Source organism: Arthrobacter sp. A2-55 (assembly GCF_025548615.1).
Classification (GTDB): Bacteria; Actinomycetota; Actinomycetes; order Actinomycetales; family Micrococcaceae; genus Specibacter; species Specibacter silviterrae.
Map to the genome: position 1 here is coordinate 16,864 of NZ_JAJLOZ010000002.1, position 21,092 is coordinate 37,955.

The following is a 21,092-nucleotide window of genomic DNA, read 5'->3' on the forward strand; positions in this document are numbered from 1 at the left end:
AATGGGTTGTTGACCAACGTCCCTACTTCTCGGCCAGCGTGGACGTGATCAAGGCCTTGAGCGTGCTCTTGTCCGCGGTCCCCAGAATGCGGGCCGAGACTCGGCCCTGCCGGTCCAGGACCAAGGTGGTGGGCACTGCGGCCGGCGGCACCAGGTTGCGCCGGGACAGGGCCAACAGCACGCCGCCGTCCTTGTCCATGATGCTCGGGTAGCCGATCTTGAAGGTGCGCTCGAAGGCCTCCGCCGTGGCCACCTCGTCACGGATGTTCACGCCGAAAAAGTCAACGCCCTGGGCCTTGAACTCGGAGTACAGCGACTGCAGGCTGGGCGCTTCCAGGCGGCAGGGGGAGCATGCGGCGTACCAAAAGTTGAGGATGGTGACCTTCCCGCGCACTGAGGCTGCGGTAATGGTGGTGCCGTCAAAAAGCTTGCCGGAAAATTCCACCGGGTCCGAGCGCTTGGCCAGCGCATACTCGGTGACGGAGCCGTCCCCGGCCACGAACCCCTTGTTGTCCCCGGCCGCGGCCTGCTGGGCCAGGGGGTCGTTGGCCGTGCACGCGGCGAGGGCCACGGACAGCACGGCACCGGTGGCGGCGAACAAGGAACGCCTGCTCATGGAGGAAGTCACGAGGAAGTCTTTCGTTTTTTTGGTTTCCGGAAGGCGCGTCACCCCGGATTTTTGCGCTTGGAACTTCTACAGTACGTCGAAAATGGTCTTTTTGCCTACCCGAAGCCGGACATTCAGGCTCCCGGGGTGGTGGCGGCGCCGGGCAAAAGGGCCGCCGCCGGTTCGCTGTAGCTCACGCCCACCACGTCGTCGCCGTCGAACGTCAGGGACGTCAGGGAGGCCAGGGTGCATTCACGGTTGCGGGGATCGTGCCAGAGCCGGCGCCCCTCCGCGCTGCGCCGCGTGGCCCAGATCGGCAGCTGGTGGCTGACCATGATGGCCTGCGCGCCGTCCCCTCCCAATTCAAAGGCACGACGGCGGGCATCCCGTGCCGCTGCCAGCATGCGTTCCGCCTGGGCCTGGTAAGGCTCGCCCCAGGAGGGGCGCAGTGGGTTGACGAAGTAGCGCCAGTGCTTGGGCTTGAGCAGCTCGCCCTTGCTGACCTTCATGCCCTCAAAGTGGTTCCTGGCCTCAATGATGCGCGGATCGGTGACAATGTCCAGCCCCAGTGCGGAGGCCGTGGGCTGTGCCGTCTCCTGGGCCCGGGTCAGGGGCGAGGCCACCAGGTAGACGGGGGCGTTGCCGGCGTCGGCCTGGTCCTTGAAGTGCCCGGCCACCAGCTCGGCCATGGCATGGCCGCGCTCGGACAGGTGGAAATTCGGCAACCGGCCGTAGAGCACGCCGTCGGGGTTAAATACCTCACCATGGCGCAGAAGATGAACAGTGACTCGGGGCATGTGTCCAAGTTTCTCAAAGTTACGCAACAAGGGGTTAATCAGGGAATTCACAGGCTGCGCGGGCAAGCTGGAAAAAAGTTTGGGAAAAAGTTCCCGGGCCGGGAATATTAGATGCAAACGCATGCTTATACAGCGTGAAGGCATCCCGATCGGGAACCTGACAAGCTGCACACAAACCCTCTTCAAGGAGCAACACATGACTGCAACCACCGTTGAAACCGTAGGCCTGAGCCAGGGGACCTGGAACTTTGACCCGGCCCACAGCGAAGTTGGCTTTTCCGTCCGCCACGCCGGCATCTCGAAGGTCCGCGGCAAGTTCACCGACGTCGCCGCCACGCTGGAACTCGGCCCCACGCTGGGCGACGCTGCCGTGACCGCCACCATCCAGGCCGCCAGCTTCAGCTCTGGCGATGACAACCGCGACGGACACGTGCGCAGCGCCGACTTCTTCGACGTGGAAGCCCACCCCACGCTTGCCTTCACCTCCACCAGCGTCTCCGGTGACGAAGGCGACTTTGAGCTGACGGGCGAGCTGACCATCCGCGGCATCTCCAAGACCGTGACGTTCTCCGGTGAATTCAACGGCGTTGCCGTGGACCCGTTCGGTGCCACCCGGGCAGGCTTCGAGGCCAAGACCGTCATCAGCCGCAAGGAGTTCGGCCTGACCTGGAATGCAGCCCTGGAAGCCGGCGGCGTGCTGGTCTCCGACAAGGTCACCATCACCCTTGACGTGGCTTTCGTCAAGGCTGCCTGAGCCCCTTTTGCACCATTAATGTGCCGGTCCGCCCCACGGGGCAGGCCGGCACATTTCATTTTGTCTGCCGTTCTCCTGAACACGCTATGCAAGGTACCTGCACCGGGCTAGTGTGTCTGCTATGAGCACCCCTAATGAGTATCCAGGTCCCGAGCAATCCGGCTCGCAACCGCCCGTTGGCGGTTCCGGTTCACAGCCTGAAAATGCTCCACAAACCCCCAATCCCGGCTACCAGGCGCCGCCTCCCGGCTACCAGCAGCCGGGTTACCAGCAGCCGGGCTACCAGGCCCCTCCGCCCGGTTACCAGCAGCAGCCCTACCAACAGCAGGCGCCGTACCAGCAGCAGCCGCAAAAGCCGGCTGGCGACACGTCCTTCCAAATGCCCGCCGACTGGCCCAAGGACATGAAGGGTGTCATGCCGGCCAACGGCTTCGCCGGACTGTTCAGCACCGGGCAGCTGCCTCAGTTGCTGAAGGTCTCGTACATCATCTGGCTGGTCACGGCCGGGATCTGGCTGCTGTTCACTGTCCTCGGGCTCATTTTCTCCCTCATTGCCCTCGGCGCACAGGACAACAGCCTTTTTGGCATCACGATTCCCGGCTCCGGGGCGGCCATGCGCGCCGGCGGGGTCAAGGGAATCATCGTCTCCATCATTGCGCTGGTCCTCATCGCCGCGGTGCTGGTCTGCATCATGAAGCTCAAGGAAGGAATGCAGTGGGCCCGCATGGCCCTGTCCGTGATTGCCGTGCTGAGCATCGTCCTGGCATTCCTGGGCGGCGGATCCGGCCTGCTCGGCATTGTCGCCACGGTGTTGATGTGGCTGCCGGAATCCTCCGTGTGGCTCAACGCCAGGGCGCGCGGCACCGCCTGAATTGCCTTGGAGGTAGTTCCCAAGCAAGAGGTCGCGTAGGGTTAAAACATACCCGGCGCGGCCTCTTCGCCTGCCGCCGGCAGCCACTGAAAAGGACCCCTCCCATGACCACTCCTGACGAACAGCCTCAAGAGCGGCCCACCCCCGGTCCCGGCCACTACGGCGAGATTGCCCCGGGCGTCCCCCGGTACGGCCAGTACGCCCCCGCCGGGTGGCAGCCGCCGCAGCCTACAGATCCGGCCGCTCCCCCGCACGACGCCGGCACCTCCTCCGCGCTGCCGCCCGCCTCCGCGTACCCCGGCTACCAGGGTTCCCCGCAGGGCACCGGCTACCAGAACACCGATTTCACGCACCGCGGCTCCGGCCCCCTGCCCACGGGATCCCACTATGCACCGCCCCGCCGCGTGGTCCTGGCCAGCCGGCTGATCATGGCTGCCGGTGCACTCCAGGCGCTGGCCCTTGTGTTGTGGTTGGTGGCCATGGGCCTGCCGTCGGGACAGGACATGATCCGCAGCGTGGTGGAGCAGTCGCTGGCCAGCAACCCGCAGGCCGCCGCCGGCATCCCCGCACAAACCCTGATCAATGTTGTTGCCGCCATGCTGGCCGTGTTCCAGGCCGTTGCGGTGGGGTTCTACTTTTGGATGGCCTGGGCCGTTCGCAAGGGCAGGCGTTGGGCACGCACCCTGTCCCTGGTCCTGGCCGCGCTCTCCGTCGTGATGGTGCCCGAGGGTGTGGCGTATTCGTACTACTCCATCGCGCGCATCCTGCTGGGGATAGTCGCCGTCGTCATTTTGTTCCGCCCGCCGGCCAGGGACTATTTTGCCAAGGGGCCCCAGCGCGGCAGCGGGGCCTGAGCCGGCCGGTCCAGCCAAAAGGACCTCAAGCGCTTGGCCGGTCCTCTTCCAGCCCGGGCACCTGCAGGCGCTGGGCGTGGTAGGCCAGGATCTGCAGTTCGGTGGCCATATCCACCTTGCGCAGGTTGACAAAATCAGGCACGGACAGCGCCACGGGGGCAAAGCTGAGTATGCTGTGGACGCCTGCTGTCACCACGCGGTCGCACACTGACTGTGCCACGCCGGCCGGCAGCGCCAGCACCACCATGTTGGCGCGGGTTTTTTCCAGCACCGGCTCCAGCTCCGCGACGTCGCTGACGCGCAGCCAGCCGATCTCATTGCCAATCACCATTTGGTCGGCATCCAGCAGTGCCACCACGTCAAAGCCGCGCGTTTCAAAGCCCGCGTACCGGGCCAGTGCCCGGCCCAGGTTTCCGGCGCCGACGATGGCCACGCGCCATTCATGCGTCAGGCCGAGGGCCTGGGCGATCTTCCGGCTGAGGTTGGCCACCTCGTAGCCCACGCCGCGGGTGCCGTAGGAGCCCAGGTAGGAGAGGTCCTTGCGGACATTGGCGGAGCCGACGCCGGCGGACTCGGCCAGGGATTCGGAGGAGACCTGGTCCACGCCTTCGGCAAGCAGGCCGTTGAGGGTGCGCAGGTACAGGGTCAGCCGTGACACCGTGGCGGGCGGCAGCTGGCGGGCCGGTTCGGCCGCCGGCTGGTCCGGAATCTGCACTGGTGTCACGGTCATGCTCCAAGTTCTGTTGCAATGGCCGCCCCTGGACGGGAGGACTCGTGTCGCCTTGATCCACGGAACAGCCTCCATCCACTGTATGACGTGGCCGGTGCTTCGCCAAAGCCGCCCAGCCCCGGGGCCAGGTGCTACGCCCCGGCTGGTGCTACGCCCCGGCTCCGCCCATGGCGCGGCGCAGGACCGAGCGCAGGCGCACGGGGTCGATCTGCCAAAAGTCCCGCGGGACGCCGTCGACCAGCACCACCGGCACTTCCTCCCCGTAGCGGGCGGTGAGGGCGGGGTCGCCGTCGATGGTGGTTTCCTGCCACGGGAGGCCGACGTCGTCCGCCACGGCGGCGACCACCTCCCGGGCCGCGGTGCACAGGTGGCAACCTTCGCGGGTCAGCAGTTCAAGCCGGGGTGCCGGGGCCGGTGCGCCTTCGGGTACGGGATTCATGGTCCAACCGTACGCAGGGTGGCGGCGGGGTTCCACTTGCGGAGTCCGGAACGAGAATTCCCCCACTGTTAACCGCGGGCCGTGCGGCGGGGCGGGCAGGTGCTGGCAGGATTGACTAGACTCGTTCCATGCCCGACGTGACTACCGACAGTGCCGAGGCCGCCTCGACAACTGTGCAACGCCAGGGCGAGGCCGCATTCTTCGACGTGGACAACACCATGATGAAGGGCGCCAGCCTGTTCCATGTGGCCCGGAAGATGTACCAGAAAAAGGCATTCACGCTCCGGGACGCCGCGGGCTTCGCGTGGAAGCAGGCCAAGTTCATCCTGCGCGGGGAAAACATGAACGACGTCCACTCCGTGCAGGACTCGGCCCAAAAGCTGGCAGCCGGCATCAGCGCCGAGTTTGTCCAGCAGCTGGGCGAGGAAGTCTACGACGAGATGATCGTCTCGAAGATCTGGCCCGGCACCAAGGCGCTGGCCCAGGAGCACCTCAAAAAGGGCCGGCAGGTCTGGCTGGTGACGGCAACGCCCGTGGAGGTGGCCGGCGTCATTGCCGCACGGCTCAAGCTGACCGGGGCGCTCGGCACGGTGGCTGAAATCCAGGACGGCGTGTACACCGGCAGGCTGGTGGGGGAGGTTCTGCACGGGGCCGCCAAGGGCCGCGCGGTGCGGGATTTGGCGCTGGCGCAGGGCCTGGACCTTTCGCGCTGCTGGGCATACAGCGACTCCTACAACGACATCCCGTTGCTGACGGCCGTGGGGAATCCGGTGGCGATCAACCCTGACGCCCGGCTCCGCCGTCATGCGCGTGACCACAACTGGCCCATTTACGACTACCGTTCCGGGCGCCGCGCGGCCACCATGGGCCTGCAGGCGGCCACGGGCGCCGGCATTGTGTATGGCCTGTGGAAGGGCATTGCGTCCATGCGGCGCAAGTAGCACCAACAAAAACGCCCGTCCACCTTGGGTGAACGGGCGCTTGCTGCAAAGAAGATCTACTTCTTGTTGCGGCGCTGGTGACGAGTCTTGCGAAGCAGCTTGCGGTGCTTCTTCTTCGCCATCCGCTTGCGGCGCTTCTTAATAACTGAACCCATGGAAGTCCTCACAAACTACATAGTTGGCCCCGATTGGGGCCAGAAACGATTAGGTTGACCGATCGCAGGAATCGGTCAAAGCCGAAAATGGATCTTTCCTAGGGTACCGCCTCTAGCCGGTATGCGCCGAACCGGGGTTCCCTTCGGACTCCGCCCTGTCCGCCACGGTCGACTTCAGGATTGCCTCCACGGCATTCTGCGGCACGCGGTAGCTCCTGCCAAAGCGGACGGCGGGAAGTTCACCGGCATGGACCATGCGGTAGACGGTCATCTTGGAGACGCGCATCAGCTCCGCCACTTCCTGAACCGTCAGGAAGTTCACGTTGGAGAAATTTTGCCCCTGCGCCATAGCCTCTTGGTTTCCATTTCACTGTCCGGTGCCGCCGGCGGCACCCGCCACCCCATGCGCTAACTCTAAGGGCAGATGGGGCCAAAGTGGTAGTTGTGGTTGGGATATTTTCCCCGGCCGGCTCAGGCCGCGTCCTGCGCGCCGCGGAGGCGGCGGGTGCGGGAGCTGCGGGCCAAGTTTGCCAGGACATCGGCCGTGACATCCCACTCCATGCAAGCGTCCGTCACGCTCTGCCCGTACGTCAGGGAGGCGGTGCCGGCGGCCACCTGGTCCACGTCCAGATTTTGCGCCCCGCCCACCAGGAAGCTCTCCAGCATGATGCCGGCAATGGCGTTGGAGGAGGCGCCGCCGGCCTCCAGCTGGGCGCCGATGGCCAGCGCCACCTCGGCCTGGCGGTGGTGGCTCTTGCCGGAGTTGGCGTGGCTGGCGTCGACGATCAGGCGCGGGTTGATGCCGGCGTCCGCGGCGGCGTTGGAGGCGGTTTCGACGTCGGCGGCGGAGTAGTTGGGGCCCTTCCGCCCGCCGCGGAGGATGATGTGGGTGTCCTGGTTGCCGGCCGTGCTGACCAGTGACGCCCGGCCGCCGCCGTCAATGCCGAGGAACGACTGCGGTGCGCTGGCCGCCTGGCACGCGTCGAGCGCCACCTGGAGGCCGCCGTCGGTCCCGTTCTTGAAGCCGACGGGCATGGACAGCCCAGACGTGAGCTGGCGGTGGATCTGGCTCTCGGTGGTGCGGGCACCGATGGCGCCCCAGGAGATCAGGTCCGCCGTGTACTGGGGGCTGATGGGCTCGAGGAATTCAGTGCCGGTGGGCAGCCCCAGGGCGGCAACGTCGAGCAGGAACTTGCGCGCCAGGCCCAGCCCGGTTGCCACGTCGTGGCTGCCGTCCAGCAGCGGATCGTTGATCAGGCCCTTCCAGCCAACGGTGGTCCGCGGCTTTTCGAAGTAGGCCCGCATGACAATCAGCAGGTCCTCTTCGTGCTCCTTCGCGGTCGCGGCCAGGCGGCGGGCGTAGTCCAGGCCGGCCGCGGGGTCGTGGATGGAGCAGGGGCCCACGATCACCAGGAGCCTGTCATCGACACCGTCCATGACGGCCCTGACCTGGTCGCGGCCGCGTTCGACGGCGGTCCCGGCCACTGCGTCCAGCGGCAGCGCCGCTTCCAGTTCGGCAGGAGACGGGAGCGCGGTGAAGTGGCTGACGCGCAGGTTTGCGGTGGTGGATTTGGCTGCTGTTGCTGTGATGCTCACGGGGCGGGTCCTTTGTGCTGGCGGCAGCGGGCCCCTTTTCAGAAACCCGCCTGGAAATGGCGAAGGACAGAGAAAAATTTCTCTGTCCTGTTGGCTCTGAAGGAAAGTTGGATGCGTGTCAGTTAGACGCGGGCCCCTCCAGAGCCAACGAAAAATACGCATACCAACGCTTTGTCATGGCAATACTGTAAACCGCGCCCAGCCCCGGCGACAAATCGCCGTGGCGGCGCCTGCGTCACATTGCGGACGCAGGCACCGCCACGGCGAACCGTGCTACTTCAGCCGCGGGTCCGTGTTCCTTGCGGGAGAGATATTTTGGGGAATGATTGAGAAAGCGTTTTCTCAATCCGTTATATGCTTTGTATCAACACTCTGGGCACGGAGTCAAGGAGCGCCCCTTTTCAACGGGGCTCCCTGTCCCGGCGCCCTCAATCCCAAGGAGACCCATTGGCCAAGCGAGTACGGACCACCCGCACAGGCATCTCCGATGTTGCGGCCAGGGCGGGGGTTTCCCTCGCCACGGTTTCCCGGGTCATGAATGGCAACCAGACCGTGGACGCCCAGATTGCCGAGCGCGTGAGGATCGCAGCCAGCGAGCTGAAGTACCAGCCGAACCCCACGGGGCGCAACCTGGCGCGCGGCAAGACGGACACCATTGGCGTGGTGGTGCCGGACCTGGGCAACCCCACCTTCCAGGGCGTGCTGCGCGGTGTCAGCCGGGCTGCGGCACAGGACGGCTATCGCGTGCTGATCGCGGACTCCTCCGAAGTCTCCAGCGAGGAAGCCATCCTCGCCGGGGAGGCACGACGGCGGTGTGACGGCGTGGTGCTGTGCGCGCCTCGCATGGGCGCTGCCGAATTGGAGGAGCTGGCACCGTCGCTGCACCCGCTGGTGCTGGTCAACCGGGCCACCAACGCCACGGGCAGCCCCAGCGTGATTGTGGACTACGGCCGGGGCATCCAGGACCTGGCTGCCCACCTGGTGGGGCTGGGGCACACTCGGCTCGCCTACGTTGCGGGACCAGCCAGCAGTTCCTCCCACCGCCTCCGCCTGGCCGGGCTGGATGCATTCAAGGCCTCACACAGCGGCATTGAAGTGCAGGTTTTCTCCAACGGCTCAACGTTTGAAGACGGGCACAGTTCTGCCGGCGACGTGCTGGCCTCCGGGGCCACGGGCATCATGGCGTTCAACGACCTCACGGCCATGGGCCTGCTCAGCGCCATGAATGAACGCGGCATCAGGGTGCCGGAGGACCTGTCCGTCACCGGCTTCGATGACATCCCCTTTGCCCGCTACACCACCCCGCCGCTTACCACGGCAACCGTGCCCATCCAGGATGTTGGCGAGCAGGCCTGGGCGCAGATGAAGGAACTGCTCAACCGCGCGCCCAATGCCGCTGCGGAGGCAGGGGAGCCGGCCAGCACCACCTTTACGCCCACGCTGACGGTGCGCGGCAGCACGGCGCCGCCGCCCGGCAAGGGCTAAGCTAGCCGGAACGCGGCGCCGCCGCCCGGGTCAACGCAACGGGTCAACGAAGCGGGTTGAAGTGGCGCATGATGGCCGGCGCCTCGGTGCCCGTCAATCCCGCGGCGACCATTTTGCCGGTCAGCGGGCCCAGGGCGATGCCCCACATGCCGTGGCCGCCGGCCACATGCACCCGCGGCGACCGGGAGGCGCCAATCAACGGGAAGCCGTCCGTGGTGCAGGGGCGGGCGCCCACCCATTCCTCGGCACGGTCCTCCCAGTTGATGCCCGTGAACATGGGTGAGGCGGCCTCCACGATGGCCTTGATGCGGCGCGGGTCCAGGGGCGCGTCGGCGTCGCGGAATTCCATCATGCCGGCCACCCGGAACCTGTCCCCCAGCGGGGTGCAGGCCACTCGCTGCGTGGGGAAGTAAATCGGGTGGCTGGGCATGGCCTCCGGCACCACCGTGAAGCTGTACCCGCGGCCGGCCTGGACCACGCGCTTGACTCCAAACTTGCGGGCGAGCGTACCCAGCCACGCACCCGTGGCGAGGACAACGGCGTCGGCCTTCAGGGAGCGGCCCTCGGAGCCAATCACCTCAACGCCGGTGCCCGTGTCGCGGATGTCCACTACGTTGAAGGCGCCCGTGATGGTGGCACCGCGCGACGTGACGGATTCGGCCAGCGAATCCATGAACGCCGGCGGGTTGATGTAGCGCTGGCCGCTGATTTCAATGCCGGCCGCCACGCCGGGGCCCAGGGTGGGCTCCAGTTCGCGCAGCTGCTCACCGGAGATGAGCGTGTAGTCCACGCTGCCGCCGGTTTCACGGATCACGTTGAATTCCTTAACGAGCGCGTCGCGGTCGGCGAGGCTTGCGAAGCCCGTCAGGAAAGGGTTGGCCGGGTGCGTTGGCTCGGCCCCCGGCCCCGAAGCCTGCGCAATTTCATCAAAGGCGTCCAGGCCCGTGTGGCCCACTTCGGCAAAGACCCCCATGGCGGCACGCCACTTGCCGGGCGTGCAGTTGCGGGCAAAGCCGGCCAGGAACTTCAGCAGCGACGGGTCCGCGGAGAAGGGAATGTACAGCGGGGAGGCCGGGTCCAGCATGGCCTTGAGCCCGTAGGTGAGCACGGACGGCTCGCTGAGGGGCAGCGTCAGTGCGGGGGTCAGCCAGCCGGCGTTGCCCCAGGAGGAGCCGCTGGCAACGCCGCCGCGGTCCACCACGGTCACTTCAATGCCCTGCTCCTGCAGGTACCAGGCGGTGGACAATCCGATGATCCCCGCACCGACAACAACCACATGCCCAGGCGCCATTGCACTGACCACGACTCACACTCCTATTGGCTCGGCCGGCATCTTTGGCGCCGGCGCTGGTCCCAGCGTATCGCCCGTGCCGCCGGGACAGGAATCCGTGCGTGGCGGCTCAGGCGCGGGACTGGGCATCCTCCACGAGTTCCGCCGTCGGCTCCCCTGCGGCCGCAGGCGCGGCACCGTCATGCGCGCTGCCGCCCTTGCGGTAGCGGTACACGCCGATGGCAACCACGACGGCGGCCAGCCCGGTGGAGAGCAGCAGCGCCTCGCGGGTGTCCGCCACAATCACCATGCCCACCAGCAGCACCGAAATGGTGATGATGGACAGCCACGTCAGGTACGGGAACAGCCACATCTTCAGGGCCAGGTCCTTGGCCGCGGCTCCCATCCGGCGGCGCAGGATCAGTTGCGAGATGGCAATCACCAGCCACACAAACAAGGCGATGGCGCCCGAGGTGTTCACCAGGAACAGGAACACCGAATCCGGTGCCAGGTAGTTCAGGCCCACGGTGATAAAGCCAACAACGGTGGAGGCCAGCACGGCTGAGGCGGGGACGCCGCGCTTGGAAATCTTGCGCCATGACTTGGGCGCATCGCCCCGAGTGGACAGGGAGAACAGCATGCGGCTGGCGGTGTACAGGCCGGAGTTGAGGCAGGACAGCACGGAGGTCAGGACCACGATGTCCATGATGGTGCCGGCGCCGGGGATGCCGAACAGTTCAATGACAGCAACGTAGGGGCTCTTGGCCACCGAGGCGTCATTCCAGGGCAGCAGGGTCACCACGATGCCGATGGAGCCGATGTAGAAGATGAGGATCCGCCACACAGTGGACTTCACGGCCTTCTTGACGGCGTCCACTGGATCCTCAGACTCGCCGGCAGCAATGGTGGCAATTTCCGCGCCGAAGAAGGAAAACACCACCACCAGGATGCCCGCTAGGACGGCGCCGGGCCCGTTCGGGAAGAAGCCGCCGTTGCCCGTCAGGTTGTGCAGGCCCGGAGCTGCGACGCCGGGCATGAATCCAAGGATGGCCACCACGCCCAGGAGCAGGAACAAGATGATGGCGGCCACCTTGATGGAGGCAAACCAGAATTCAAACTCGCCATAGGACTTCACGGACGCCACATTGGTCAGGGTCAGCAGGACCATGAGGATCAGCGCCCAGACCCACTGGTCCACCCCGGGCACCCAGCGGTGCATGATGGCCGCGCCAGCGGTGGCCTCCACCCCCAGCACAATGATCCAGAACCAGGCGTACAGCCAGCCGATGCTGAATCCGGCCCAGCGGCCCAGCGCCTTGTCGGCGTAGGTGGAGAAGGAGCCCGTCTCGGGGTTGGCCGCAGCCATTTCCCCCAGCATCCGCATGACCAGGATGACCACAATTCCGGCGGCTGCGTAGGCCACCAGGATTCCGGGGCCCGCCTGCTGGATGGCGGCACCGGAACCCACAAACAGGCCGGCGCCGATCACGCCGGCAATGGCAATCATGGACAGGTGCCGCGGTTTAAGCGTCTTGGAAAGTTGATCTGTGTGCAATGGCGTTACTTCCTGTTGGACTGCCCCGCCGCGGCAACCCTGCCGCGGGGCTTCCGTGAGCTGGCTCACGGGGACGCTTCAGCCTATGGCGGTGCGTACAGGGTGTCGGTTGGCCATTTCCCCAGAATCCATCAGCGAATTTTGGGCAAGCGCACTTAAAGTGCTCAAATCGGACCTTTTTGTTTTCTATTAGGAAACATGATGGCGTAATTCAGCCAAACAGCTGTGGCATCGCGCCTCAAAGGCCGGCCGCAGGTGACCAGAAATGACAGAACGCACTTTCGGCGCGTCCCCGGCCTGGGCCGGGGACGCGCCGAAAGTGCGTTGCAGGATTGAGGCTAGATCAAGCCCTGTGCAAGCATGGCGTGGGCCACCTTCACGAAGCCGGCGATGTTGGCGCCCACCACATAGTTTCCGGGAGAGCCGTAGGTTTCGGCGGTCTCGGCGCAGCGGTCGTGGATGCCGATCATGATTTGGGTGAGGCGCTGCTCGGTGTGCTCGAAGGACCAGGCGTCGCGGCTGGCATTTTGCTGCATTTCCAGCGCGGAGGTGGCCACACCGCCGGCGTTGGCTGCCTTGCCCGGGCCGAACAGCACGCCGGCCTCCTGGAAGACTGCCACGGCACCGCTGGTGGAAGGCATGTTGGCGCCTTCTGCAACGGCGATGAGTCCGTTCTTGACCATGCGGGCGGCTGCTTCGGTGTTGATTTCGTTCTGCGTGGCGCAGGGCAGGGCCACGGAGGCGTTGACATCCCAAACGGAGCCGCCGTCAACATAGCTGACGGAGGCGCCGCGGCGGACGGCGTACTCCTTGAGCCGGCCGCGCTCCTTTTCCTTGATCTGGCGCAACAGGGCCACGTCAATGCCGGCCTCGTCCACAATGTAGCCGGAGGAATCCGAGCAGGCCACCACGGTGGCGCCGAGCTGCTGGGCCTTGGAGATGGCGAAGGTGGCCACGTTGCCTGAACCGGAGACCACCACGCGCTGGCCGTCGAAGGTGGTGCCGCGGGTCTTGAGCATTTCCTGGGTAAACAGCACGGTGCCGTAACCGGTGGCTTCCGGGCGGACCAGTGAACCGCCCCAGCCGATGCCCTTGCCCGTCAGGACACCGGATTCATAGCGGTTGGTGATGCGCTTGTACTGGCCAAACAGGTAGCCAATCTCCCGCCCGCCCACGCCGATGTCGCCGGCCGGAACGTCGGTGTATTCGCCGATGTGGCGGTACAGCTCCGTCATGAAGCTCTGGCAGAAACGCATCACTTCGCCGTCGGACTTGCCGCGGGGGTCAAAGTCGGAGCCGCCCTTGCCGCCGCCAATGGGCATGCCCGTCAGTGCGTTCTTGAAGATCTGCTCGAAGCCGAGGAACTTCACAATCCCCAAGTAGACGGAGGGGTGGAAGCGCAGCCCGCCCTTGTACGGGCCCAGCGCCGAGTTGAATTCCACGCGGAAGCCGCGGTTGATCTGCACGTGGCCGGAATCGTCCACCCACGGCACCCGGAAGATGATCTGGCGCTCAGGCTCGCACAGGCGCTGGAGCACGGCGGCATCGACGAATTCTGGATGTTTATCCAGTACCGGCCCAAGACTCTCGAACACCTCGTGCACTGCCTGGTGGAATTCTTTTTCCCCGGGATTGCGGGCCAGAACCTGCTCCCGGATGGCTTCTAGCCGGATGTCCATGAGTCTCCTACAACGGGTTTGGCGCCACCTGGTGACGCATAAGTATGCTCACTGGCAATCTTCCAGTCGTCCCATGACTAAATCCAATTCCTCTTGCATGCTGATACGGCATGCAAGATCCTGCAGATATGTGGCGTGCAGCGAGGTGCTGGGGCCGATCGCCCTGCCGGTCCTGTTAGTCCTTGCGCCGCCTGAAAGTGGGCAGGTTGGCCAGCAGGTCCGCCGCCTTGTTCGCCGCGCGGCCCACACTACGGGTGATCTGCTGCTGCACGGTGCCTTCGTGTTCGCCGCCAACAAGCACGACGGCGGCCGCCGCTGCTGGCGCGCCTGTCACCGCCGGAGTGGCTGGGGTGGTGGGGGCTGCCGTCACCGCCGGGGCGGCCGGAGTGGGCGCGGCCGGAGTCGGCACGCTTGGAACACCAGCCGTTGCAGCCGGCGTGGCGGCAATGCGGGGAGTTCCACTGCGCTGGGCGGTGGCGTGTGTGGCAGTGGCGTGGGGGGCGGCTGTGATGCCCGCCCCCAGCCCGTCCAGCCACGCGGAGACGAGGGAGAGGGGTTTGGTGTTGATGCTGTAGAACCGCTTCTGGCCCTGGGCCTGCATGGTCACCACGCCGGCTTCCCGGAGCACGCGCAGATGCTTCGAAACGGTGGGCTGGGAGACGCCCAGTTCCTCCACCAGCTCGCCCACGGCCTTGTGCTCTTTGGCCAGCGCTTCAAGAATGTCCCGGCGGGTACGTTCGGCAATAACGGAAAACAATTCTTCTACTGGCATTCCACCACCCTAGCGACATATGCCGAATCCAGCATCTTGGGAACGCCTCTCCCGCGACCACCTGCTGCCCGGAGGCGGTGCGGGCGTCCGCTTGGCTGGTGCCGACAATCCGGGAGATCGAACCGCCACTTCAGTCGAACCACGGGTCCAGCCCGTACAGCGGAAACACTGCCTTCCGCGTGGCCATGACGGTCCTGTCCAGGGCATCGGAAGGGTTGTAGCCAACCTCCCAGGAACGCCACCACGTGTCCGCGTCCTCACCCATCAGCTGCGGTGCGTCCCTCCCGTACCGTTCGCGGACATGTTCGCGCCACGGTTCAGGCACGGGCGTGCGCAACGGGACGGGCTGTCCTGTGGCGATGGCCATGAGGTGCGACCACACCCGCGGGACGACGTCGACAATGTTGTACCCGCCGCCGCCCACGGCAAGCCACCGGCCCCCGCACGTGCTCTGCGCCAGGTCCGCAATGCTCAGGGCGGCCTCTCGCTGGGCGTCAACACTGGTGTTCAGGTGGGACAGCGCGTCGCTGCGGTGGGAGTCGCAGCCGTGCTGGCTGACAATGACCTCCGGCGCGAAGGCCTTGACCAGCTGCGGGACCACGGCGTGGAACGCCCTCAGCCAGCCGCCGTCGCCCGTGTGGGCAGGCAGGGCGACGTTCACGGCGGAACCCAGCGCCTGCGGGCCGCCGATTTCATTGGCGAACCCTGTGCCGGGGAACAAGGTCATGCCGGACTCGTGGAGGGAGATGGTCAGCACCCGGGGATCGTCCCAAAAGATGCCCTGGGTCCCGTCGCCGTGGTGGGCGTCAATGTCGATGTAGGCCACCTTGGCAACACCTGCCTCCAGCAGACGCACCACAGCCATGGCGGCGTCGTTGTAGATGCAAAAGCCGCTTGCCTTCTCCCTCGAGGCGTGGTGCATGCCCCCGCCAAAGTTCACGGCCCGCACGGCGGCACCTGAGATGATGGCGTCGGCAGCCACGAGGGATCCCCCGGCCAGCCGGGCGCCGGCCTCGTGCATTCCGGCGAAGGCCGGGTCGTCCTCGGTGCCCAGCCCGCGGTCCGGATCGCTGCGGGAGGGGTCCTCCCCCACGTGCCGCACCGCGGCAATGTAGCCGCGGCTGTGCACGGTGGCCAGTTCGTCGTCGGAGGCCACCCGGGCGTGCTCCACCCTCACTTGCGGCAGGTCCAGGATGCCCAGCTCCCTGGCCAGGCGAGCCGTCAGGTCCAGGCGCTTTGGCGACATGGGGTGATTGGGGCCAAAATTGTACGCAGACATGGCTGCATCGCAGACTATGCTTGTCGGGATGGCCGCTGGCCCTGGGCTGGCAAATGATGACATCCATCACAGGCTACCCAACCGGGCACGGCTTTGCCGTATCGGCAAGGACACAGGGAATCACCTCGGGCAGGAAGGGCAGCACGGCATTGGCCACTAAAAGCACCCTCCCCGCAACCGGCCACCGGTGGCCGCTGGCCGCAGTTGTCACGGTGCGCGACTTTGTGGACAAGGTTGCCAACAGCTCCCCCGCCAGGCTTGCCCTCATCGTCTTTGCCCTGGTCATACTGGCCTTCACCCTTGCCCTGTCCCTGCCGGCCGCGGCCCGCGACGGGCACGCCACTGCCTTCCACGACGCGCTCTTCACAGCCGTCTCCGCCGTGTGCGTCACGGGCCTGACCACGGTTTCCACCGCCCTCCACTGGTCCTTCTTCGGCCAGCTGGTAATCCTGATCGGCATCTTTGTGGGCGGCCTGGGCATCCTGACCCTGGCCTCGCTCATGTCGCTGATGGTCAGCAAGCGCCTGGGCGTGCGCGGCAAGCTCATCGCCCAGGAGGCCATGAACGCCGGACGCCTGGGCGAGGTGGGCACGCTGCTGCGGATCGTCATCAGCACCTCCGTGGCCATTGAAGTGGTGCTGGCGCTGGCCATGGCGCCACGGTTCCTGGTCCTGGGCGAGTCCCTCCCGCAGGCCATCTGGCACGCCACATTTTATTCAATCTCCTCCTTTAACAACGCCGGTTTCACCCCCCATTCCGACGGCGTGGTGCCGTACGAGGCGGACCTGTGGATCCTGGTTCCGTTGATGATTGGCGGCTTTGTGGGCAGCCTGGGCTTCCCCGTGCTCATGGTGCTGCTGGCCACCGGATTCCGGTTCAAGAAGTGGACGCTGCACGCCAAGCTCACCATCCAGGTCTCCCTCATGCTGCTGGTGGCCGGTGCGGTGCTGTGGGGGGCCATGGAATGGACCAATCCGGCCACCATCGGCAACATGAGCCTGGGCGACAAGATCACGCACTCGATTTTCGCGTCGGTCATGACCCGTTCCCTGGGCTTCAACCTGGTGGACATGAATTCCATGCACCCCTCCACCATGCTGCTCACCGACGCCCTCATGTTTGTGGGCGGCGGCTCCGCCTCCACGGCCGGCGGCATCAAGGTCACCACACTGGCCGTCATGTTTCTGGCCATTGTGGCCGAAGCCCGCGGCGACAACGACGTCAAGATCTACGGGCGCACCATCCCCCAGGGCACCATGCGCGTGGCCATCTCCGTGATCATGATGGGTGCCACGCTGGTCATGGTTGCCTGCGGCCTCCTGCTGGCCATCTCCGGCCAGAGCCTGGACCGGGTGCTGTTTGAAACCATCTCCGCCTTTGCCACCGTGGGGCTCAGCACGGGGCTCTCCAGCGAGCTGCCGCCGTCGGGCGTCTATGTCCTGTGCGCCATGATGTTCTTCGGCCGCGTCGGTTCCATCACCCTGGCCGCGGCCCTGGCCCTGCGCCAGCGCCGCCAGCTGTACCACTACCCGGAAGAGAGGCCGATCATTGGCTGACAAGGTAAATTCCAGCAACCGCCCGCCGCACAATGCACCGGTCCTGGTCATTGGCCTGGGGCGCTTTGGCGCGGCCACGGCACACCAGCTGGTCAAGCAGGGCCGGGAAGTGCTCGCCATTGAACGGGACCCCGCCCTGGTGCAGAAGTGGGCCGGCGTGCTCACCCATGTGGTGGAGGCCGACGCCACGAACATCGACGCGCTGCGCCAGCTGGGGGCACAGGACTTCAGTTCCGCCGTCGTGGGTGTGGGCACGTCCATCGAGTCCAGCGTGCTCATCACGGTGAACCTGGTGGACCTGGGCATCGCGCACCTGTGGGTCAAGGCGATCACGCAGTCGCACGGGAAGATCCTGACCCGGATCGGCGCCAACCACGTCATCTACCCGGAGGCGGACGCCGGTGTCCGCGCCGCGCACCTGGTGGGCGGGCGGATGCTGGACTTCATCGAGTTTGACGACGATTTCGCCATCGTCAAGATGTACCCGCCAAAGGAGACCCAGGGCTTCACGCTGGAGGAATCCAAGGTGCGCTCCAAGTACGGCGTGACCATCGTTGGTGTGAAGTCACCGGGCGAGGACTTCACCTACGCCCAGCCGCACACCCGCGTTTCCGGGCGCGACATGCTCATTGTCTCCGGCTACGTCGACCTGCTCGAACGCTTCGCCGCGCGGCCCTGAGTTTTTTTGGGCCCGTCTCACGTTTTTTGGCCGGACCGCGTCTACAGGGCAAGGAGGTAACACGATGAGCGTGCACACTGTGTTTGATTCACCGATCGGGCTGCTCACGGCCGTGGCGAACGACGACGGGCTGGCGGCCGTGTACATGGCGGAGCACAAGCGTCGGCCGGGTGGGGAGACGTTTGGCCCGCTGGTGCCTGCCGCCGCTTCGCCCGTCCTGGCGGCAACGCGGGAACAGCTGGGCGAATACTTTGCCGGCCAGCGCCGCGAGTTTTCCATCCCCCTGGCCCCGGCTGGGAATCCGTTCCAGCACCGCGTGTGGGATGCGCTGCGCCTGATTCCCTACGGCGAGCTGCGCACGTATGGCGAGCTGGCGGAAATGCTGGGCGACCGTTCCATGGCCCAGGCCGTGGGTTCTGCCAACGGCCGCAATCCCATCAGCATCATTGTCCCGTGCCACCGCGTAGTGGGCGCCGACGGTTCCCTGGTGGGCTACGCCGGCGGGCTAGACCGCAAGCAGTTCCTGCTGGAGCTGGAAATTCCATCCCGAACCCACACCGAAGCGCTGTTTTGAGCAGTCGTGCGGAGGACGGTCCTGCTCACGGGAGCGGTCCCGTTCCGCGCGGCGGTGCCGGACTGCCCCCGTTTGAGGCCGTCGTGGCGGCCCACGGAACCGTGGTGCTGAGGGTGTGCCGCGCCCTGGTGGGCGTCCAGGATGCCGACGACGTGTGGCAGGAAACGTTCCTGGCCGCACTCCGCGCCTATCCGGAATCCGGCGGAATCCGCAACCGCGAGGCCTGGCTGGTCACGATCGCGCGCAACAAGTCAATGGACCACCACCGCAGGGCCGGGCGCCTGCCGGTCCCCTCGGGCGACCCCCAAGCCCCGCTTGCCGTTGCCTGGACGGCCACGGCGGGAGCCGTCGCGGCGGCGGCAGGGGGAGACGACGTCGTGCGTGCCCTGGAAGCCGGCGAGGACGCCGCCATGGTGTGGTCGGCGGTGGCGCTGCTGCCGGAAAAGCAACGCCTGGCCGTGGTGTACCACCACCTGGCCGGGCTGCGGCATGCCGAGGTGGCCGGGCTGCTGGGAAATTCCGAGGCCGCGGCCAGGCGTGCGGCGGCGGACGGCCTGAAGGCGCTGCGTGTGCAGCTGCTTGGACGAGAAAGGGAACAACCATGATCGCAAACCGTGTACTGCCGTCCGAATTGCTGCCGCTGGCCGTGGATGAAGACGGTGCAGTAGCCCGGTTGAGGGCCGCCCTGCCGGCTGCCGCCGCTGCTGCCGGGCTGGTTGATGTGGCGTACCGGGTGGTGGATTCCCCCGTGGGGCAGCTGCTACTCGCGGGCACGGAGGTGGGGCTGGTGCGCGTGGCGTTTTCCCGCGAGGGGCACGATGCCGTGCTGGCTGCGCTGGCTTCGACCGTCAGCCCCCGCATTCTCCGGGCCCCTTCCCGGCTGGACGCTGCGGCGCGGGAACTGGACGAATATTTTGGCGGCCGGCGGCACTCCTTTGACCTGCCGCTGGACTTCCGGCTGGCCAATGGCTTCCGTCGGGAGGTGCTGGCCCACCTGCCGGAGATTGGCTACGGCCACACGGCCAGCTACGCCGCCGTGGCCGCACTGACATCCAGCCCACGGGCCGTGCGCGCCGTCGGGACCGCGTGCGCCCGGAATCCACTGCCGCTGGTGGTGCCCTGCCACCGCGTGATCCGCTCCGACGGCAGCCAGGGCGCCTATCTGGGCGGCCCGGACGCCAAGGCGCTGCTCCTGGCCCTCGAGGCCGCCCCGCAGCCCTGACGGGAGCCCCGGGAGGACGACGGCGGAGGACGTCGGCGGAGGGCGTGCGGCCCGCTTCACGTGGCGCCGCCGCACGTGGCCCTACTGTGCGCTGAGCTCCTGGGTGATCTGCGCCGCCCGGGCGGCAGCGGCCCGCGCGCCGGCCAGCACTATGCCCGGCAGGCCTTCACGGTCAAACGTGGCGATGGCCTGTTCCGTGGTGCCGTTCGGGCTGGTGACGCCGCGGCGAAGGGTGGCAGGATCGGCCCCGGGTTCGGCGAGCATCAGCCCGGCCCCGGCCACGGTTTCGCGGGCCAGGACCTGGGCAACCGCGGGTGCCAGGCCGAAATCCACCGCAGCGGCGGCCATGGCCTCCGCCAGGTAAAAAGCGTAGGCCGGGCCGGAACCGCTGATGGCCGAGACGGCGTCCTGCTGTTCCTCCGGAATGTCCAGGACCACGCCGGAACCGTCAAATATTTCATGTGCGGCGGCCAGCTGCGCTTCCCCGGCGTGGGAGCCGGCGGACAGGGCCACCACGCCCCGGCCCACCCGCAGCGGCGTGTTGGGCATGGACCGCACCACCGGCTGGCCGGGACGCAGGGCGCCCTCCAGCTGGGCCAGCGAGACAGCGGCCGCGACGCTGATGACCACCGCGCCGGGTTCGAGCTCCGCAGCAATTTCCCGGCACAACGCCACCGTTCCCACGGGCTTGACGCCGAGAATCACCACCCCGGCCCCTGCCACGGCCAGTGTGTTCGCGCTGCTGTCTTCATTGGAGGCCAGCGCCGTGACGCCGTGGGAGTGGGCCAGTTCCTCGGCTCGTTCGGGCCGGCGCACCGTCACGGTGACTGCCTGCGGAGGGGTGCCCGCGGCAAGCAGCCCCGTCAAAATCGCTTCGCCCATTGAACCGCAGCCTAGAAATACTATTTTTTTGGTCATGGTCCCATCATTCTTGGCGCGGGCCCGGCGTGCAACAAATGGATTGCCAGACTTTTCCCAGCCGCACCGGGGCCTTTGCCCAGACAGCCCGCCTACTGTCGTAAGTACCTCATAAAGGTGCGAGTGATGACGGACCGGCGGTTGATTTATCAGCTGTTGGGCCGGAGGCGCCGGAAGCAGTCAGGCATTCCCCCAAGGCCTGGCACCGCTTCCGGCGTTTCTCGTTTAAGGCTGCGGCTGCGGCTGCGCCCGTCCCGCCCGGAAAATTCTTAACGGCAAACGCACAGCCTGCGCCCCGGTTATTCCCAAAGTGGCGGCCTAATGTTTTAACTACCTCATAAGGGTGCGAGTGATGATCG

General features: G+C 66.4%; 23 protein-coding genes. 10 read left to right on the forward strand and 13 right to left on the reverse strand.

Translation table 11 applies throughout. The features are described 5' to 3' along the window. Window positions 1–22 precede the first annotated feature (22 nt). Both LPN03_RS00735 and LPN03_RS00740 read right to left on the reverse strand, forming a co-directional pair. Complete coding sequence (locus tag LPN03_RS00735; protein ID WP_205678179.1) at window positions 23–616, reverse strand: TlpA family protein disulfide reductase; 594 nt, start codon at window positions 614–616, stop codon at window positions 23–25. 125 nt (window positions 617–741) lie between these two features. Then, window positions 742–1,404, reverse strand: coding sequence for a histidine phosphatase family protein (locus tag LPN03_RS00740; protein WP_165182010.1), 663 nt, complete (start codon window positions 1,402–1,404; stop codon window positions 742–744). A gap of 196 nt (window positions 1,405–1,600) precedes the next feature. Between LPN03_RS00740 and LPN03_RS00745 the strand changes: the two genes are divergently transcribed. The 3 genes from LPN03_RS00745 (at window position 1,601) to LPN03_RS00755 (ending at window position 3,883) form a co-directional block, all read left to right on the forward strand. Continuing rightward, window positions 1,601–2,158, forward strand: a complete 558-nt coding sequence (locus tag LPN03_RS00745; protein ID WP_165182009.1) for a YceI family protein — start codon at window positions 1,601–1,603, stop codon at window positions 2,156–2,158. Between the two features lie 121 nt (window positions 2,159–2,279). Beyond that, window positions 2,280–3,029, forward strand: coding sequence for a DUF3824 domain-containing protein (locus tag LPN03_RS00750; protein WP_262452459.1), 750 nt, complete (start codon window positions 2,280–2,282; stop codon window positions 3,027–3,029). A 104-nt stretch (window positions 3,030–3,133) separates the two neighbouring features. Further along, window positions 3,134–3,883 (forward strand): hypothetical protein, encoded by a 750-nt coding sequence (locus LPN03_RS00755; protein WP_262452461.1) that lies wholly within the window; start codon window positions 3,134–3,136, stop codon window positions 3,881–3,883. Between the two features lie 25 nt (window positions 3,884–3,908). Here LPN03_RS00755 and LPN03_RS00760 read toward each other — a convergent pair whose 3' ends face one another. Together LPN03_RS00760 and LPN03_RS00765 are read right to left on the reverse strand one after the other, a co-directional pair. Then, window positions 3,909–4,613 (reverse strand): redox-sensing transcriptional repressor Rex, encoded by a 705-nt coding sequence (locus tag LPN03_RS00760; protein WP_165183294.1) that lies wholly within the window; start codon window positions 4,611–4,613, stop codon window positions 3,909–3,911. Between the two features lie 148 nt (window positions 4,614–4,761). Continuing rightward, on the reverse strand, window positions 4,762–5,052 hold the full coding sequence (locus LPN03_RS00765; protein WP_262452463.1) for a glutaredoxin family protein: 291 nt from the start codon (window positions 5,050–5,052) through the stop codon (window positions 4,762–4,764). A gap of 128 nt (window positions 5,053–5,180) precedes the next feature. Between LPN03_RS00765 and LPN03_RS00770 the strand changes: the two genes are divergently transcribed. Beyond that, window positions 5,181–5,993: an HAD family hydrolase gene (locus tag LPN03_RS00770; protein ID WP_262452465.1), complete on the forward strand. Its 813-nt coding sequence runs from the start codon at window positions 5,181–5,183 to the stop codon at window positions 5,991–5,993. Window positions 5,994–6,049: 56 nt separating this feature from the next. Here the strand turns inward: LPN03_RS00770 and LPN03_RS00775 are convergent, their stop codons facing one another. The 3 genes from LPN03_RS00775 to LPN03_RS00785 form a co-directional block, all read right to left on the reverse strand. Then, window positions 6,050–6,148, reverse strand: coding sequence for a 30S ribosomal protein bS22 (locus LPN03_RS00775; RefSeq protein ID WP_003792170.1), 99 nt, complete (start codon window positions 6,146–6,148; stop codon window positions 6,050–6,052). Window positions 6,149–6,260: 112 nt separating this feature from the next. Beyond that, complete coding sequence (locus LPN03_RS00780) at window positions 6,261–6,497, reverse strand: helix-turn-helix domain-containing protein (protein WP_165183291.1); 237 nt, start codon at window positions 6,495–6,497, stop codon at window positions 6,261–6,263. Window positions 6,498–6,619: 122 nt separating this feature from the next. Beyond that, window positions 6,620–7,744: a 3-deoxy-7-phosphoheptulonate synthase gene (locus LPN03_RS00785; RefSeq protein ID WP_262452580.1), complete on the reverse strand. Its 1,125-nt coding sequence runs from the start codon at window positions 7,742–7,744 to the stop codon at window positions 6,620–6,622. A gap of 447 nt (window positions 7,745–8,191) precedes the next feature. Between LPN03_RS00785 and LPN03_RS00790 the strand changes: the two genes are divergently transcribed. Continuing rightward, window positions 8,192–9,229, forward strand: coding sequence for a LacI family DNA-binding transcriptional regulator (locus LPN03_RS00790; RefSeq protein ID WP_262452582.1), 1,038 nt, complete (start codon window positions 8,192–8,194; stop codon window positions 9,227–9,229). Between the two features lie 43 nt (window positions 9,230–9,272). On the opposite strand, the gene LPN03_RS00795 is transcribed toward LPN03_RS00790, so the two are convergent. The 5 genes from LPN03_RS00795 to LPN03_RS00815 form a co-directional block, all read right to left on the reverse strand. After that, window positions 9,273–10,532: an NAD(P)/FAD-dependent oxidoreductase gene (locus tag LPN03_RS00795; protein ID WP_410468539.1), complete on the reverse strand. Its 1,260-nt coding sequence runs from the start codon at window positions 10,530–10,532 to the stop codon at window positions 9,273–9,275. Between the two features lie 97 nt (window positions 10,533–10,629). Then, window positions 10,630–12,054 carry an amino acid permease gene (locus LPN03_RS00800; protein ID WP_240902361.1) on the reverse strand — a complete coding sequence of 475 codons (1,425 nt, stop codon included), beginning with the start codon at window positions 12,052–12,054 and terminating at the stop codon, window positions 10,630–10,632. A 338-nt stretch (window positions 12,055–12,392) separates the two neighbouring features. Further along, complete coding sequence (gene gdhA, locus LPN03_RS00805; RefSeq protein ID WP_165182957.1) at window positions 12,393–13,733, reverse strand: NADP-specific glutamate dehydrogenase; 1,341 nt, start codon at window positions 13,731–13,733, stop codon at window positions 12,393–12,395. Window positions 13,734–13,908: 175 nt separating this feature from the next. After that, entirely contained in the window at window positions 13,909–14,505 is a 597-nt protein-coding gene (locus LPN03_RS00810; RefSeq protein WP_165182958.1) for an ArsR/SmtB family transcription factor, read from the reverse strand. 130 nt (window positions 14,506–14,635) lie between these two features. After that, complete coding sequence (locus LPN03_RS00815) at window positions 14,636–15,847, reverse strand: acetoin utilization protein AcuC (protein ID WP_262452586.1); 1,212 nt, start codon at window positions 15,845–15,847, stop codon at window positions 14,636–14,638. Between LPN03_RS00815 and LPN03_RS00820 the strand changes: the two genes are divergently transcribed. The 5 genes from LPN03_RS00820 (at window position 15,838) to LPN03_RS00840 (ending at window position 19,815) form a co-directional block, all read left to right on the forward strand. Continuing rightward, the gene (locus tag LPN03_RS00820) at window positions 15,838–17,340 is read left to right on the forward strand and encodes a TrkH family potassium uptake protein (RefSeq protein WP_240902234.1); all 1,503 of its coding nucleotides are present in this window, start codon (window positions 15,838–15,840) and stop codon (window positions 17,338–17,340) included. The genes LPN03_RS00815 and LPN03_RS00820 overlap by 10 nt on opposite strands. Next, a complete protein-coding gene (locus LPN03_RS00825) occupies window positions 17,333–18,019 on the forward strand; it encodes a potassium channel family protein (protein ID WP_262452587.1) in 687 nt (228 codons plus the stop codon). The genes LPN03_RS00820 and LPN03_RS00825 overlap by 8 nt, the downstream gene beginning before the upstream one ends. Before the next feature lie 64 nt (window positions 18,020–18,083). Continuing rightward, the gene (locus LPN03_RS00830) at window positions 18,084–18,593 is read left to right on the forward strand and encodes a methylated-DNA--[protein]-cysteine S-methyltransferase (RefSeq protein WP_262452588.1); all 510 of its coding nucleotides are present in this window, start codon (window positions 18,084–18,086) and stop codon (window positions 18,591–18,593) included. After that, a complete protein-coding gene (locus LPN03_RS00835; RefSeq protein WP_316254870.1) occupies window positions 18,590–19,198 on the forward strand; it encodes an RNA polymerase sigma factor in 609 nt (202 codons plus the stop codon). The genes LPN03_RS00830 and LPN03_RS00835 overlap by 4 nt, the downstream gene beginning before the upstream one ends. Next, entirely contained in the window at window positions 19,195–19,815 is a 621-nt protein-coding gene (locus tag LPN03_RS00840; protein ID WP_262452590.1) for a methylated-DNA--[protein]-cysteine S-methyltransferase, read from the forward strand. Before LPN03_RS00835 ends, LPN03_RS00840 begins: the two co-directional genes overlap by 4 nt. An 81-nt stretch (window positions 19,816–19,896) precedes the next feature. Here the strand turns inward: LPN03_RS00840 and proC are convergent, their stop codons facing one another. Continuing rightward, a complete protein-coding gene (proC, locus tag LPN03_RS00845; RefSeq protein WP_306987530.1) occupies window positions 19,897–20,913 on the reverse strand; it encodes a pyrroline-5-carboxylate reductase in 1,017 nt (338 codons plus the stop codon). Between the last annotated feature and the right edge of the window lie 179 nt (window positions 20,914–21,092).

Coding starts and splice junctions, on each gene's coding strand:
- LPN03_RS00735 (WP_205678179.1), bottom strand. CDS start 616: ATGAGCAGGCGTTCCTTGTTCGCCGCCACCGGTGCCGTGCTGTCCGTG.
- LPN03_RS00740 (WP_165182010.1), bottom strand. CDS start 1,404: ATGCCCCGAGTCACTGTTCATCTTCTGCGCCATGGTGAGGTATTTAAC.
- LPN03_RS00745 (WP_165182009.1), top strand. CDS start 1,601: ATGACTGCAACCACCGTTGAAACCGTAGGCCTGAGCCAGGGGACCTGG.
- LPN03_RS00750 (WP_262452459.1), top strand. CDS start 2,280: ATGAGCACCCCTAATGAGTATCCAGGTCCCGAGCAATCCGGCTCGCAA.
- LPN03_RS00755 (WP_262452461.1), top strand. CDS start 3,134: ATGACCACTCCTGACGAACAGCCTCAAGAGCGGCCCACCCCCGGTCCC.
- LPN03_RS00760 (WP_165183294.1), bottom strand. CDS start 4,613: ATGACCGTGACACCAGTGCAGATTCCGGACCAGCCGGCGGCCGAACCG.
- LPN03_RS00765 (WP_262452463.1), bottom strand. CDS start 5,052: ATGAATCCCGTACCCGAAGGCGCACCGGCCCCGGCACCCCGGCTTGAA.
- LPN03_RS00770 (WP_262452465.1), top strand. CDS start 5,181: ATGCCCGACGTGACTACCGACAGTGCCGAGGCCGCCTCGACAACTGTG.
- LPN03_RS00775 (WP_003792170.1), bottom strand. CDS start 6,148: ATGGGTTCAGTTATTAAGAAGCGCCGCAAGCGGATGGCGAAGAAGAAG.
- LPN03_RS00780 (WP_165183291.1), bottom strand. CDS start 6,497: ATGGCGCAGGGGCAAAATTTCTCCAACGTGAACTTCCTGACGGTTCAG.
- gdhA (WP_165182957.1), bottom strand. CDS start 13,733: ATGGACATCCGGCTAGAAGCCATCCGGGAGCAGGTTCTGGCCCGCAAT.
- LPN03_RS00810 (WP_165182958.1), bottom strand. CDS start 14,505: ATGCCAGTAGAAGAATTGTTTTCCGTTATTGCCGAACGTACCCGCCGG.
- LPN03_RS00820 (WP_240902234.1), top strand. CDS start 15,838: ATGATGACATCCATCACAGGCTACCCAACCGGGCACGGCTTTGCCGTA.
- LPN03_RS00815 (WP_262452586.1), bottom strand. CDS start 15,847: ATGTCATCATTTGCCAGCCCAGGGCCAGCGGCCATCCCGACAAGCATA.
- LPN03_RS00830 (WP_262452588.1), top strand. CDS start 18,084: ATGAGCGTGCACACTGTGTTTGATTCACCGATCGGGCTGCTCACGGCC.
- LPN03_RS00840 (WP_262452590.1), top strand. CDS start 19,195: ATGATCGCAAACCGTGTACTGCCGTCCGAATTGCTGCCGCTGGCCGTG.